This is a genomic window from Vibrio gazogenes (assembly GCF_023920225.1).
GTDB classification, from domain to species: Bacteria; Pseudomonadota; Gammaproteobacteria; order Enterobacterales; family Vibrionaceae; genus Vibrio; species Vibrio gazogenes.
Map to the genome: position 1 here is coordinate 1,105,613 of NZ_CP092587.1, position 13,780 is coordinate 1,119,392.

General features: G+C 50.6%; 11 protein-coding genes. 10 read left to right on the forward strand and 1 reads right to left on the reverse strand.

The genetic code is table 11. The features are described from left to right. Window positions 1–159 precede the first annotated feature (159 nt). The 4 genes from MKS89_RS05100 to MKS89_RS05115 are packed head-to-tail and all read left to right on the forward strand — an operon-like array spanning window position 160 to window position 4,877. A complete protein-coding gene (locus tag MKS89_RS05100) occupies window positions 160–1,698 on the forward strand; it encodes an ABC transporter substrate-binding protein (protein WP_072962467.1) in 1,539 nt (512 codons plus the stop codon). After that, window positions 1,691–2,644, forward strand: coding sequence for an ABC transporter permease (locus tag MKS89_RS05105; RefSeq protein ID WP_072962469.1), 954 nt, complete (start codon window positions 1,691–1,693; stop codon window positions 2,642–2,644). Before MKS89_RS05100 ends, MKS89_RS05105 begins: the two co-directional genes overlap by 8 nt. Then, window positions 2,641–3,429 (forward strand): ABC transporter permease, encoded by a 789-nt coding sequence (locus MKS89_RS05110; protein ID WP_072962471.1) that lies wholly within the window; start codon window positions 2,641–2,643, stop codon window positions 3,427–3,429. Before MKS89_RS05105 ends, MKS89_RS05110 begins: the two co-directional genes overlap by 4 nt. Continuing rightward, on the forward strand, window positions 3,426–4,877 hold the full coding sequence (locus tag MKS89_RS05115; RefSeq protein ID WP_072962473.1) for an ABC transporter ATP-binding protein: 1,452 nt from the start codon (window positions 3,426–3,428) through the stop codon (window positions 4,875–4,877). The genes MKS89_RS05110 and MKS89_RS05115 overlap by 4 nt, the downstream gene beginning before the upstream one ends. A gap of 193 nt (window positions 4,878–5,070) precedes the next feature. Here MKS89_RS05115 and MKS89_RS05120 read toward each other — a convergent pair whose 3' ends face one another. Next, window positions 5,071–6,285 (reverse strand): pyridoxal phosphate-dependent aminotransferase, encoded by a 1,215-nt coding sequence (locus MKS89_RS05120; protein ID WP_072962476.1) that lies wholly within the window; start codon window positions 6,283–6,285, stop codon window positions 5,071–5,073. A gap of 195 nt (window positions 6,286–6,480) precedes the next feature. Between MKS89_RS05120 and MKS89_RS05125 the strand changes: the two genes are divergently transcribed. The 6 genes from MKS89_RS05125 (at window position 6,481) to menE (ending at window position 13,717) form a co-directional block, all read left to right on the forward strand. Beyond that, window positions 6,481–7,788 (forward strand): isochorismate synthase, encoded by a 1,308-nt coding sequence (locus MKS89_RS05125; protein WP_072962598.1) that lies wholly within the window; start codon window positions 6,481–6,483, stop codon window positions 7,786–7,788. After that, window positions 7,785–9,509, forward strand: coding sequence for a 2-succinyl-5-enolpyruvyl-6-hydroxy-3-cyclohexene-1-carboxylic-acid synthase (gene menD / locus MKS89_RS05130; protein WP_106406993.1), 1,725 nt, complete (start codon window positions 7,785–7,787; stop codon window positions 9,507–9,509). The genes MKS89_RS05125 and menD overlap by 4 nt, the downstream gene beginning before the upstream one ends. Beyond that, the gene (gene menH, locus MKS89_RS05135; protein ID WP_072962478.1) at window positions 9,493–10,287 is read left to right on the forward strand and encodes a 2-succinyl-6-hydroxy-2,4-cyclohexadiene-1-carboxylate synthase; all 795 of its coding nucleotides are present in this window, start codon (window positions 9,493–9,495) and stop codon (window positions 10,285–10,287) included. The genes menD and menH overlap by 17 nt, the downstream gene beginning before the upstream one ends. Before the next feature lie 24 nt (window positions 10,288–10,311). After that, the gene (gene menB, locus MKS89_RS05140; protein WP_021018876.1) at window positions 10,312–11,178 is read left to right on the forward strand and encodes a 1,4-dihydroxy-2-naphthoyl-CoA synthase; all 867 of its coding nucleotides are present in this window, start codon (window positions 10,312–10,314) and stop codon (window positions 11,176–11,178) included. Window positions 11,179–11,288: 110 nt separating this feature from the next. Next, entirely contained in the window at window positions 11,289–12,272 is a 984-nt protein-coding gene (gene menC, locus MKS89_RS05145) for an o-succinylbenzoate synthase (protein ID WP_072962494.1), read from the forward strand. Further along, a complete protein-coding gene (gene menE / locus MKS89_RS05150; RefSeq protein WP_077316164.1) occupies window positions 12,272–13,717 on the forward strand; it encodes an o-succinylbenzoate--CoA ligase in 1,446 nt (481 codons plus the stop codon). Before menC ends, menE begins: the two co-directional genes overlap by 1 nt. The last annotated feature ends 63 nt before the right edge of the window (window positions 13,718–13,780 follow it).

Here is a 13,780-nt window from a genome sequence, read left to right on the forward strand (position 1 = left end):
GCAACAAATGAAAATAGTTCTCACTACGATTGAACTAAGTTCACATCACGGCAAAAAAGGTATGACCCGTTATCAATAGTTAAATGAGAAATCATTGCAATAACATATATGTATTGATATGTTATAACATACCATTTAATGATAACTTACTCATTTTGTATGAAAAAAATATTGCTCGTCGTCGTGATTTGCATCATCGCTATCGCGGTATATCAACATCGTCAGTCTCAGGATCATACCCAACTCACCATTTCCGGGCCGTTTGAGTTTAACGGTACCGACCTTTCCAGAGATGGATTTCTTTACAGTCGTCTCGGCGTTACCGAATCTTTAACCCGCATTCTTCCTGATGGAACGGTGCAGCCATTATTGGCCGCCGACTGGACTCCTTCAGATGATGGCCTGACATGGCGTTTTCGCATTCGTTCTGATGTTCATTTTCATGATGGTGTAACGCTTGATGCTGAAGCAGTGCGGCAGAATTTGGCTTATGCACGCACGCAACCGGGTGTGATTCGGCAAATACCGGTTCAGTCGATTGCGGTTAACAATCATGAGTTAGTCATTCAGTTATCGCGTCCTTACAGCCCGTTATTGAGTGTGCTTGCACATTATAGTTTGGGAATGGTTTCTCCGGCGACGCTGGGTCAGGAAACGGATAAAGGACAGGCACCGTCAGCCGTGATTGGCACGGGTGCGTATGTGGTCTCTCTGGCTCAACCGCCGCATAAAATTGAAATCACGCAAAACCCGAATTACTGGGGGGAGCCTGCAAATATCCATTCAGTTAGTTATCTGGCAGGGCACCGTAGTGAAAGTCGGGCATTGTTAGTGCGCAGTGGCCAGGCGGATATCGCTTATTCGATTGATCCGATTAGCGAAGAGGGATTCAGTGAATCGAAAAAGGTTACCGTGCATTCATTCGCGTTACCCCGAACGGTATTACTGAAACTGAATCTTGCTCATCCGCAATTACGTCATCGGGCCGTTCGACAGGCGATTAGTCTGGCACTGGACCGTGAAGGGATGGCATCCACGGTGCTGCGTTTACCGGGGTCAGCGGCTTATCAGCTGTTTTCGCCTTCACAGTCAAACTGGCACGTCGATCATCTCAAACGTGAGCGTAATCTTCAGCAAGCTAAAACGCTGATGATACAACAAGGCTGGTCTTATGATGATGAGGGTTGGCTGGTGCGTGATGGTCAGCCGTTCGAGTTGACGTTAATTACTTATGCCAATCGTCCTGAACTACCTGTTTTGGCAACCAGTATCCAGAGCCAGTTGGCACTGCTAGGTATTCGGGTTGAAGTCAGTATTGATAACGCCAGTGCGATTCCGGCGAAGCATCATGATAATACGCTCGATATCGCGCTTGTGGCGCGTAACTTCGGGACGATGGGGAGCCCGCTGCCGATTCTTTATGATGACTTCTCTTCTCCGCGTGGCAGTGATTGGGGCCACATGAACTGGGACTCACCAGAAATCCGTGCCATCCTGACCCAACTTTTGAGTGAATCCGACCCGGAGGTCGCCCATCAGTTGTCTCAGCAGGTTGCACAAATAATGGCTGATGAGCTGCCAGTGATTCCGATTGCCTACAGTCATCAATTGATCGCGGTTAGTCAACGTGTATCCGGATTCTCCTTTGACCCGTATGAGATTGATTATCGGCTCAAGGAGATGAAAATTAATGATTAACCTATTACTGAGACGTTTCTGTCAGTTGATATTTGTCGGCTGGTCAGTCGGTACAGTGACGTTTGTGATGATGAAATTTTTGCCCGGAGATATGGCGTTTCGTATTGCTGCTGCCCGTTATGGCCATGACTATGTGAATTTAGAGTCAGCCCAGCGTGTAGCGGTAGATCTGGGGCTGAATCGTCCGGTGTGGGAGCAGTATGTGAGCTGGATGTGGGATTTAGCTCATTTCAATCTGGGTCAATCGATGGTCAGCGGTGAACAGGTAACCGAGAAAATCATGCACCATTTGGGCTATTCATTGTGGCTGGCCGTGGTTGCACTGGGGTTGTCACTGTTGATTGCTTTTCCTATCGGTGTTTACTGCGCACGCCATGCCGGGCAATGGCATGATAGGGTCACGTTGCTGATTTCAAGTTTCATCCGGGCACAGCCGGTCTTCTTGATCGGGCTGGTGCTGATCTTATGTTTTGCGTTGAAACTTGATTTATTACCTGTGGCAGGGTTCGGACGTTTTGAACATGTGTTGCTTCCGGCTTTGGCATTGGCTTTGTCTCTGGCAGCCATGTCGAACCGAATGATCCGTAATACGGCAAAGCGAATTTTTGATGCACCATTTTACCATTTTGCGCGGTTGAAAGGTCTGAATGAATCGCAGACTTATGTGCATCATGGTCAGCGTAATATTACGTTACCACTGTTGGCATTTATCGGTGTACAGGCTGTCGGGCTGGTGGAAGGGATTGTGATGATTGAATCTCTGTTCTCTTGGCCGGGCATTGGTCATGCGCTGTCTCATGCCATATTCGGCCGGGATATACCGGTGATTCAGGGGGCGGCATTGATGATGGGATTATTTTTTGTCGTAATTAATACCGGGGTTGATTTAGTTCAGTATCACTTTGATCCGCGCTATCGTCGCTCAGTTGCCGGAGGGATGGCATGAAACTCTATCGGACACAATGGTTCGGTCTGTCGATCCTGACTATCTTGTTGGTGTTTGTTTTGATCGAAAAGCTCTGGTTTAAAGGGGATATTGCCCGTCAGCAGCTTGAACTGACGTTTGCTGAACCCAACTGGCACGATATTCTTGGCACCGATCATTATGGTCGCAGTAATGCCGCCCGCCTTGCCGATGCGATTATGAACTCGTTGCTGATGGCCGGGTTATGTGTGACAACTGCGTCATTGCTCGGGACGATTTCCGGCGTCTGGGCCGGATGGCAAAAAGGTTGGGTCGATCGTATTTTTTCGCTGTTGGTCAATATCGTCATGGCACTGCCGGGATTGGTTCTGGTGTTGCTGTTCGGTGCGATTTTTCCGGGGTCGTTTTTCTTACTGTTTATTGCCATCTCAATCACCATGTGGGCGGATTATTTCCGGGTGATTCGTAGCGAGACACAGGCGGCGGTATTGTCGGATGCATTTGAGTCGTCGCGTCTGTTCGGATTCAGTCGCTGGTATTTGTTCCGTCGTCACATCTGGCCTGAAATCCGCAATGATGTCTATACCTTGTCCTGTTTTGGGGCCGGCCATGCCATTTTATCGTTGGCTGCGCTTGGTTTTTTGTATGTTGGGTTACGTCCGCCACACGCAGAATTAGGCATGATGATGGTGGAACTGTTTCGTTACTATGATCAAGGATTTTGGGTGCTGCTTCAGCCGATTGTGGTCGTTTCACTGCTCATTTTCTCTTTCCACCTACTTGCACAGCGAGGTTCCCGGACATGACACCATTACTTGAAGTTCGGCAATTGTCTGTCTGGCTGGGAGAGCACTGTGTCGTCGGGCCGGTCTCGCTGGCATTGGCGCATGGTGAATCGTTGACCATTCTTGGCGAAACCGGAGCCGGCAAGAGTTTGCTGCTGAAAGCGATTATCGGGGCATTACCGGCGTCATTTACCAGCCGCGGGGAAATCTGGTGGTCAGGACAGGCACTGCATACCATGTCGGCTCATGAACGGGAAAATTTATGGGGGCGGGTCTTCTCCATTCTGCCTCAGGAGCCTTCATTAGCGCTTGATCCATTGATGCCGTTGTCCCGTCAGGCGGAGGAAGTGCCGGCATTGTTACGCAACCATGATGCGCAAGCAAGCCGAGCACAGACATCGCGATTGTTTGATTCTGTCGGACTGCGCGGTCATGAGCCGAAATATCCGGTTCAGTTGTCCGGCGGGATGGCGCAGCGTGGGGCTTATGTGTGTGCCGTCAGCGGTGGTGGTGAAATCTTGATTGCTGATGAGCCGACCAAAGGGCTTGATGATCATAACCGTGAACGTCTGGTTACAATGCTAGAACAGTATCGTCAGCAGGGGGCGTTGTTGACCGTCACCCATGATATCGAAGTTGCAGAACAACTCGGTGGCACCATCATTGTGATTCAACAGGGGGATGTGGTCGAGCAGGGAAAAGCCAATGCCGTTCTTGCGGAGCCACAACATGCGTATACGCGCCAGCTGATCAACGCGCACCCTCGTCACTGGGCCATGCTCAATGACCATCAGCCTGGTGAGGTGTTATTGCGAGTCCATCAATTAACCATGGCGGTTGAGAATCGGGTTCTGTTTGAAAATTTGTCTTTTGAACTCCGGGCCGGAGAAGTGTTGGGGATCCGCGGACCAAGCGGATGCGGTAAATCGACCTTGTGTCAGGCGATTCTTGGTTTACGGGCTCCACTTGCGGGGGAGATTGAATATCTGCAACCGTTGGGCGTCGGGCAAAAGCTCAAACTCTATCAGGATCCACCGAGTGCATTTGCTTCACATGTCAGTTTAGGCACTTTGGTTGATGATATTTGCCGTCGCTATCAGATTGCTGATGATGTGCCGCAAGCGTTGATGAAGCGGCTCCATTTAGATCCGAAACTATTGCGACAATCAGCCAGTCAGGTCTCCGGTGGGGAATTACAACGGTTTGCCATCTTGCGGGTATTACTGTTGAAACCCAAGTTACTGATCGCTGATGAACCGACTACTCGGTTAGATCCATCCACGGCTCAGGAAACTCTGGCGCTGATCTTAGAAGCTGCCCGGGAAATTGATTGTGCGTTGCTACTGGTCAGCCATGAACATAATGTGTTGAATAAAGTGTGTCACCGGGTTATCGAGTTGTCGTCGGATGTACCCGTCAGCGGTCAAGAGCCTGCGGTGGCAGACCAACCTCTCACCGCTGCTGATTAAACTCGGTAGATAGCAACACGGTAGATCGCAATATAGTCGATGACACCACGCTAATACTGACTGATTTATCCTGGTTGGTTGTTGGCATATCCGTTGGTATGTAAATAGGCCCGAATCATATTCGGGCCTATCTGTTTTTCAGGGAGGTGGTGTTTCAGGTCAGTGATCACACCATGAACTGATGGTCTGTCGCTTACTGGCGGTAAGTCGAGAGGAATTGCTCGAAACGACTGATGGCAATTTCCAGATCTTCAACGTGCGGCAGTGTAACAATGCGGAAATGGTCGGGTTTCGGCCAATTGAAGCCGCTGCCCTGAACCAGTAAAACTTTTTCCTGAATCAGAAAATCGAGCACCATTTTCTGGTCGTCGTGAATGTTATACATTTTGGTATCAATTTTCGGGAACAAATACATCGCCCCTTTGGGTTTGACACAGGACACGCCCGGAATCTGATTGATCATTTCCCACGCGCGATCGCGCTGTTCTAATAATCTGCCACCGGGCAGAATCAGTTCATTGATACTCTGATAGCCGCCCAGTGCGGTTTGAATCGCATGTTGCATCGGTACATTGGCACACAAGCGCATCGACGCCAGTATATCCAGACCGGAGACGTAACCCGCAGCAAGATGTTTCGGACCGGTGAGGAACATCCAGCCCCCTCTGAATCCACAAACACGATAAGCTTTTGACAGCCCGTTGAATGTCACCATGAGGACATCATCAGCGAGCGTTGAGATCGGTGTATGGGTTGCGCCGTCGTATAAAATTTTGTCGTAGATTTCATCGGCAAAGATAATCAAATTATGCTGCCGGGCAATTTCGATAAATTCCAACAGAAAATCACGGCTGTAAACGGCGCCTGTCGGATTGTTCGGGTTGATCAGCACAATACCACGGGTGTTCGGGGTGATTTTCTTTTTAATGTCTTCCAGATCGGGATACCAGTCTGATTCTTCATCACACAGATAGTGCACCGCGTTCCCGCCGGAGAGCGAGATCGAGGCCGTCCACAGTGGGTAATCCGGCGCCGGTACTAGCATTTCATCGCCATTGTTCAACAGCGCTTGCATTGACATGACGATCAGCTCAGAAGCACCGTTACCGATATACACATCTTCGACATCGAGGGTGCGTAATCCTCTTTTCTGATAGTGCTGCACCACCGCTTTTCGGGCAGAATAGATCCCTTTGGAGTCACAATAACCTTGCGATGTTGGCAGATTACGGATCACATCGACGAGGATTTCATCAGGGGCATCAAAGCCAAAAGGTGCCGGATTGCCGATATTGAGTTTTAGGATTTTATGTCCCTCTTCCTCCATTCGTTTAGCATGTTTGAGTACAGGACCCCGAATGTCGTAGCAGACATTATCAAGTTTTAATGACATCCCAATATTTTGCATGGCAGCTCCCCCGAAAATAATTGAATTTTTTTATTAAGTTACACTAAATCATGTTTTAAAAGAATAAAAATCTAAAATTATCTTATTTCTGGGCTAGAGCTTCGGGAGCATCTGACATAAAATGCTTACATCCTTTGACAGGAACAGATAAATCAATCAATAGAGTCGTTATTGATTCTCTCAGTTGAGGTCGCTTTGTCTTATTTTCATCAAGCAGTAAACCAACTCATTCACCAGATTCATCAGGCTTCTCCACAGGTGAGCCGATGCCGACAGACGCTTGATTTCCCTCCTCATTTTGCTCTGCCTGACTGGCTTGCCGCCCAAACTTTATTCCCTAAATTCTATTGGCAAGATCGGGACGGCCGGGAAGAAGTGGTTGCTTTGGGGGCGTGTGTTACATTTTCAGATCCCGCACCTGCCTATCAAGTGATCACCGACTCTCAGCGTATTTGGGGCGGGCGTTCCTTTGATGGGGGGACAACTAAAAATCCGCACTGTAAAGAAGCGTTTTTCTTTTTGCCGCAAATCGAGCTGATTCGCGAAGGGCATTCATGGTTTTTATGTGCCAATTTGACTCAAGCGCGTAACACGACAGTTCAGGCGTTACGGCAACTTCAGTATGAGATTCCGACCTTACCGCCGATTGCAACTGAAGTGCTTTCCGTTGATCATGCGCCTCAGCATTCTCAATGGTGCCAGTTAGTTGAGCAGGCGTTGTCTGCGATGACACAACAGCAGTTTGATAAAGTCGTCTTAGCGCGTCAGTCTACGTTTCAATTGACGCAGTCGATTCAGGCGGCACAGTTACTAAAAGAGAGCCGACGTCACAATGATCAAAGCTTCCATTTCTTGCTGGCGATTGACCAGCGGCATAGCTTTGTCGGTTCGACACCGGAACGTCTGTATCAACGCCACGGGGAAGCGCTATTTACCGAAGCGCTCGCCGGTACTATCGGCAGAAGCGATAATATCCAACAGGATCAGGCGTTATCCGATTGGCTGATCCATGATGAGAAGAACATGACGGAGAACCAGTATGTTGTCGATGACATTGTGGATCGTTTAACGCCTTTGGCGCGTTCTGTTGAAGTCGGTGCCGAAACCGCGTTGGTGAAACTGCGTCGCGTACAACATTTGAAACGTCACATTACGGCGGAACTGAATCCGTCCATCAATGGCGTCCAGTTACTGGGCGCATTACAGCCGACCGCAGCCGTCGCGGGCCTGCCAAGACAAGCCGCTAAAACGTTTATTGAACGTTATGAGCCGTTCTGCCGAGGATGGTATGCCGGTTCGATCGGGTATATCAGCCATCAACGTGCTGAATTCTGTGTTGCCATCCGCAGTGCGCTGGTCATGGATAAACAGGTCAAACTCTTTGCCGGGGCGGGGATTGTGAGTGGTTCGGTTGCCGAACATGAATGGTTAGAGTTGGATCGCAAGATGTCAACTTTACTCAGCCTGATTACAGAGATCTCTCCGGAGGAAGTGGTATCGTGAAATCTCAACAAGCGGTGATGAATCGCGTCTGGAGTCGGTTGATTCTGGAAGAATTGTCGCGTCTGGGTGTACGTGATGTGTGTGTTGCACCGGGATCCCGTTCGACACCGCTGACACTCGAAGCCGATGCGCATTCGGCCCTGCGGCTCCATCGTCATTTTGACGAAAGAGGGCTGGGCTATCTGGCGTTAGGGCTGGCGAAAGCCAGTCATCAACCGGTCGCCGTGATTGTCACATCGGGCACCGCGGTGGCGAATTTGCTCCCGTGTGTGGTTGAAGCCAATTTGACGGGTGAAAAATTGGTGTTGTTAACCGCAGACCGTCCGGTGGAACTGGTTGACTGTGGTGCGAATCAGGCGATTGAACAACCGGGAATTTTTGCCGCACACGTGGCTCAGGCGGTTAACTTACCCAGTCCGACCACGGCCATCGCGCCCAACTGGCTGCTCACCACGCTTGATCAGGCCCTCTTTGTGCAGGCACGCCGTGGTGGTGCGGTGCACATCAATTGTCCGTTTCCCGAACCCTTGTATATACCGGAGCAAGATGAAGTTATCGACGATGCGGTTTATCTGGCTGGGGTTCTGCCGTGGTTGGCGAAGCGAGAGCCTTATATTATCAAGCAAAGCGAACCGCAGTTACCGCAGCCGTCTGACCCGACACTATTCTGTCAGCGCGGTGTGGTGATTATCGGCTCTCTGACGTTGGCTGAGGCAGAGCAAGCAAAAGCGTTCGCACAGCGGTTGGGTTGGCCGGTATTCTGTGATCCTCAGTCCGGTGTCTCAAGCGACTGGGCATATTTCGATATCTGGCTTCACCATCGCACCGCCCAACAAGTCTTGTCCGAATGTGACGTTATCGTTCAGTTCGGAGGACAACTGGTTTCCAAACGGCTCAATCAATGGTTGCAACAGCATGTGATGCAACACGGAAGTCATTATCTGTTGATTTCTCCGGATGAGAAACGCAACAACCCGTCACACCTGCCACAACAGCAGATTGTCGCGCCGATTGAAACTTGGGTTGATGCTCAAATCGAGCGGAATCAGGCACAAACCGTCGGGTCATCAGCCGGTTGGGCGGATACGTTACTGCCGTTGATTGGCCGAATCCCGGCTGTGGTACAGCAAGTTGCACAGAGCACTGCATCCATTTCGGAATTAGATGTCGGCCGGTCAGTGGCAACGCTTGCCCCCGCAGCGGATTTATTTTTCGGGAACAGTTTGATGGTGCGCTTGGTGGATATGTTCGGCAAGGTGGCGCATCAGAACGTCTATTCTAACCGGGGAGCGTCGGGTATTGATGGGCTGGTGGCAACGGCAGCCGGTGTTCAGCAGGCGCGACAGCAACCGATGTTGTTAATGCTTGGCGATACATCACTTTTGTATGACCTCAATTCGCTCGCTTTGTTGACCAATACGCCTCAGCCTTTTGTGATTGTGGTGACCAATAATGACGGTGGGGCGATTTTTGACCTACTGCCAGTACCACAACAACAGAAAACCGACTTGTATCAGATGCCACATGGTTATGATTTTCAACATGCCGCCGCCCAGTTTGGGTTGCGCTATGCCAAGCCCGAGAGTGTGAGCGCATTGACGGATTGTGTTGCGCAGCATTTCGAGCACGGCAAGCATGGCTTGATTGTCGAAGTCCGTGTCCCTGCCGGTCAGGCAGCACAACACATTCAGCAGGTCATCCAGCATGTCTGTACTTTATAGCGTTTACACGCCAGCGGAGACGGATCTTAATCAGGATCGACCCGTGCTGGTTTTTTTACATGGTTTACTGGGTAGTTGTGACGACTGGTCAAAAACCCTGACTCATTTACGCGACTTCCCTTGTTTGACCATCGATTTGTGTGGACACGGACATAGCAGTGAGCAACGTTGTACCGATTTTGACGACGGTTGTGCGCAGATTGCCCGGACGATTGCGAGCCGTTTAGCACCAGCTCAGCCGCTGGTGCTGATTGGTTATTCGCTGGGAGGGCGGTTAGCCATGTACGGTGCCGTTCACGGGGCTTGGTCGGCCTTGAATGTGACCACGTTGGTGATTGAAGGGGGCAACTTCGGATTGCATGATGAGTCCGCCCGTCAGGCGCGTTGGCAACAGGATCAGGCTTGGGCGAATCGCTTTGCATCAGAGCCGATTGCTGATGTTTTAATCAGTTGGTATCAGCAGCCGGTATTTTCTTCTCTCAATGATGAGCAAAGACAAGATTTGATCACCCGACGGAGTGATAATCTTGGCGCCGACATCGCGGCGATGATGCGTGCGACATCGTTAGCTTTGCAGCCGGATTTGCTACCGGCATTGAAAACACAGCCGATTCCCATTCAGTACATCTGCGGGGAGCGTGATCAAAAATTTCGTCAACTCGCTGAATCCAGCGGGTTGCCAACACAGATTGTTTTGCAGGCAGGACATAATGTCCATCAGGAGCGACCCGAGGCGTTTGCCCAGTGTCTTCGGACACCACTCGCTCAACAGAGATGACAGCTTAAACAAGATAGGTAGATTATGACAATTACTGTAGGTATCAGTGAAGAAGAACTTTATGCACCGGTCAACTGGAACGATTGTAGCGGTGAGTATCAAGATATCCACTATCATAAATCGGATGATGGCATTGCGAGAATTACCATTGCCCGTCCACAGGTTCGCAATGCGTTTCGCCCCCAGACGGTGAAAGAGATGATTCAGGCGCTGGCCGATGCCCGTTATGATTCTGGCGTGGGTGTCATCGTGCTGACCGGACTGGGAGAAGATGCGTTCTGTTCGGGTGGCGATCAGAAAATTCGCGGTGATTATGGCGGCTATCGCGATGACGAAGGCACACACCATCTCAATGTACTAGACTTTCAGCGTCAAATCCGGACTTGTCCGAAGCCGGTCATTGCTGCCGTGGCAGGTTGGGCTGTTGGCGGAGGCCATGTTCTGCATATGATGTGTGATTTAACCATTGCGGCTGACAATGCCAAGTTCGGTCAGACCGGCCCGAAAGTCGGATCGTTTGACGGCGGTTGGGGTGCCTCTTACATGTCACGGATTGTCGGCCAGAAAAAAGCCCGCGAAATCTGGTTCTTGTGCCGCTTTTATGATGCGCAGGAAGCTGTGGATATGGGGCTGGTGAATACCGTTGTGCCATTGGCGGATCTGGAAAAAGAAACCGTACGCTGGTGTCGGGAAGTTTTACAACACAGCCCGATGGCGCTGCGTTGTTTGAAAGCAGCCTTGAATGCTGACTGTGATGGTCAGGCCGGGTTACAAGAGCTGGCAGGCAATGCAACGATGATGTTTTACATGACAGAAGAAGGTCAGGAAGGTCGGAATGCATTTAACGAAAAACGTCGCCCTGATTTTCACAAGTTTCCTCGTAATCCGTAAGCTAAAAAGCTCGGCAACGATTGAAATACAATGATTGAAATAAAATGATTGAAATAAGATGTCTGGTGGTGATTTAACCCTCGGACATTAGTTCAAAAGGAACAGTGACAATGCGTAGTGCAAAACTGTATCGCTATCGATTACCGATGGATAGCGGCGTGATTCTTCGCAACGAGAAGCTTCTGGAACGAGAAGGCTTCATCGTAGAAATGCATGAGCAGAATCAGGTAGGCCGGGGTGAAATCGCGCCATTAGTCGGATTCAGCCGGGAATCTTCAACGGAAGCTGGTGTTCAGCTTCAAGAACAACTGGCACGCTGGTGTCGCGGTGAAGTGATTGACTATTCGTCATTATATCCATCCGTAGCGTTTGGTTTGTCTGTCGCAGAGGCCGAGTTATCCGGTGAACTGCCACAAGCAGGGCATTATTTTGCAGCGCCCTTATGTATCGGTGACCCGGATGAATTGATCGAGCGTCTTCAGGAATTGCCGAAAAAAGTCGCCAAAGTCAAAGTGGGTTGGTATGAGCCGATCCGTGACGGACTGGTGGTGAATTTGTTGCTGGAAAGCATTCCTGAGTTATCACTGCGGTTGGATGTCAATCGCGGCTGGACGCCAGAGCAGGCGGCTAAATTCGCCAGTAAAATTTCACATTCTTATCGGCAGCGCATCGCCTATGTCGAAGAACCGTGTGCTGCGCCGAGCGATAGCATTGCGTTTGCGATTAATACCGGGATTGCGATTGCGTGGGATGAAACCTTACAGGAATCATTGCATGATCCCGATTTCAGTCTGGAAGAGCTGACCGGTGTTAAAGCACTGATCATCAAACCGACACTGATTGGTTCGATTGAACGCTGTCGTTACTTGTTCGAAAAAGCCAGAACACTGGGAATGCAACCGGTAATCAGTTCCAGCATTGAGTCGAGCTTCGGCTTGTGTCAATTGGCACGTCTGTCACGCTGGTTGCTACCGGATGAGGTGCCGGGGCTTGATACCGTCGGTCTGTTTCAGCAACAGTTGGCCGTCGCGTGGCCGGGATGTGACTTACCCGTTGTTGCGTTGGAAAGTCAGGAACTGATCTGGACGTCTTGATGATCAATGATGCCCCTGACCCGAACGCCCCGTGGCTGCGCTGGGCAATTGAACGGCCGACAGCCATTGCGCTGAAAGTCGCGCAGCAAACTTATACGTGGCAAGCGGTGGCTGAGAAAGTTGCCGCCATTGCAGCAGCATTACAACAACAAGGCGTCGCTGCCGACGATATCGTCACATTGGTCGGCAAGAACCATCCCGATGCCGTCTGGGTGTTTCTGGCGAGGTTACATGCCGGGGCGTTGAGCGCCTTGTTGCCGCCACAGCCGATTGCCATGTTGCAGCGTAAACTGGAGACGATCTATCGTCCGAATCAAACTATGTGGCTGTTCTGTGCCGATCCGAGTGAGGCCGCGGCATTGCAGACGCAGTTGCCGGACTGTCGCATGGTTGACTGCCAGCTCGCTACCAGTGCCGTTACGCCCGCCAACTACCATCCTGAGCAATTGAGCTCATTAATCTTTACTTCCGGTTCGACCGGCGAACCAAAGGCGGTTGCCCATACGTCTCGCCAGCATTTCGCCTCTGCGCAGGGATTGTTATCTCAGTTTCATTTCACCGCCAGTGACACTTGGTTACTGAGCTTGCCTGTTTATCATGTGTCCGGGTTATCGATTATTTATCGCTGGTTACAAGCAGGGGCTTGTTTGCGGATTGGTCGTATTGACGATTGTGATATGACCGATGTGACCCATGCTTCGCTGGTGCCGACCCAGTTACAGCGGCTGCTGGATCAACCGATTCCTCACGCGCTGACACATGTGTTGCTCGGGGGGAGTCATATTCCGCCGGAACTTGCCCGGCGAGCAGCTGCGCTCGGCATTGAAACATGGCTGGGGTATGGTATGACGGAAGCGGCATCAACGGTTACTGCCAAACGTGTCGATGGTCGCGAGAGTTGTGGCAGCGTGCTGCCTTTGCGTCAGGTGAAAATTGACCACGAACGGATTTATATCAGCGGTGATACGCTGGCTTGCGGTTATTATCGCCAGGGGACGCTGACACCGCTGTGTGACGATTCCGGCTGGTTCGACAGCAAGGACATGGGGTATTGGCACGGGCAGGAACTTCATGTCACCGGTCGGGTTGATAACCTGTTTATCTCCGGCGGAGAGAACATCCATTGTGAAGAAATCGAAGCGGTTTTGGTCCGACATCCGCAGATTGATATTGCAGTGGTGGTGCCCGTTACTGATGCAACCTATGGTGCGCGTCCGGTCGCGGTGATTGGGTGTGAACCGGGTTGGCAATCGATGAGCGCAGACATCCGTGCGTGGCTTGAGGGGCGATTGGAGAAATTTAAATGGCCGGATGGTTATTACCGATTGCCCGAACATTTCTATACGGAAGGCCGTACACAAGGGATTAAAATCTCTCGTGCTGCGGTCAAAACGTGGCTGAATGCCGAAATCAAGATGTGCCGCGATCCAGACAAGCAGTTATGAGTTAGTCCAAAACAGAATTTTGGTTTGATATGTCTTTTCGTCATAATTAACCCAGTTTAATTA

Coding starts and splice junctions, on each gene's coding strand:
- MKS89_RS05100 (WP_072962467.1), top strand. CDS start 160: ATGAAAAAAATATTGCTCGTCGTCGTGATTTGCATCATCGCTATCGCG.
- MKS89_RS05105 (WP_072962469.1), top strand. CDS start 1,691: ATGATTAACCTATTACTGAGACGTTTCTGTCAGTTGATATTTGTCGGC.
- MKS89_RS05110 (WP_072962471.1), top strand. CDS start 2,641: ATGAAACTCTATCGGACACAATGGTTCGGTCTGTCGATCCTGACTATC.
- MKS89_RS05115 (WP_072962473.1), top strand. CDS start 3,426: ATGACACCATTACTTGAAGTTCGGCAATTGTCTGTCTGGCTGGGAGAG.
- MKS89_RS05120 (WP_072962476.1), bottom strand. CDS start 6,285: ATGCAAAATATTGGGATGTCATTAAAACTTGATAATGTCTGCTACGAC.
- menH (WP_072962478.1), top strand. CDS start 9,493: ATGTCTGTACTTTATAGCGTTTACACGCCAGCGGAGACGGATCTTAAT.
- menB (WP_021018876.1), top strand. CDS start 10,312: ATGACAATTACTGTAGGTATCAGTGAAGAAGAACTTTATGCACCGGTC.
- menC (WP_072962494.1), top strand. CDS start 11,289: ATGCGTAGTGCAAAACTGTATCGCTATCGATTACCGATGGATAGCGGC.
- menE (WP_077316164.1), top strand. CDS start 12,272: ATGATCAATGATGCCCCTGACCCGAACGCCCCGTGGCTGCGCTGGGCA.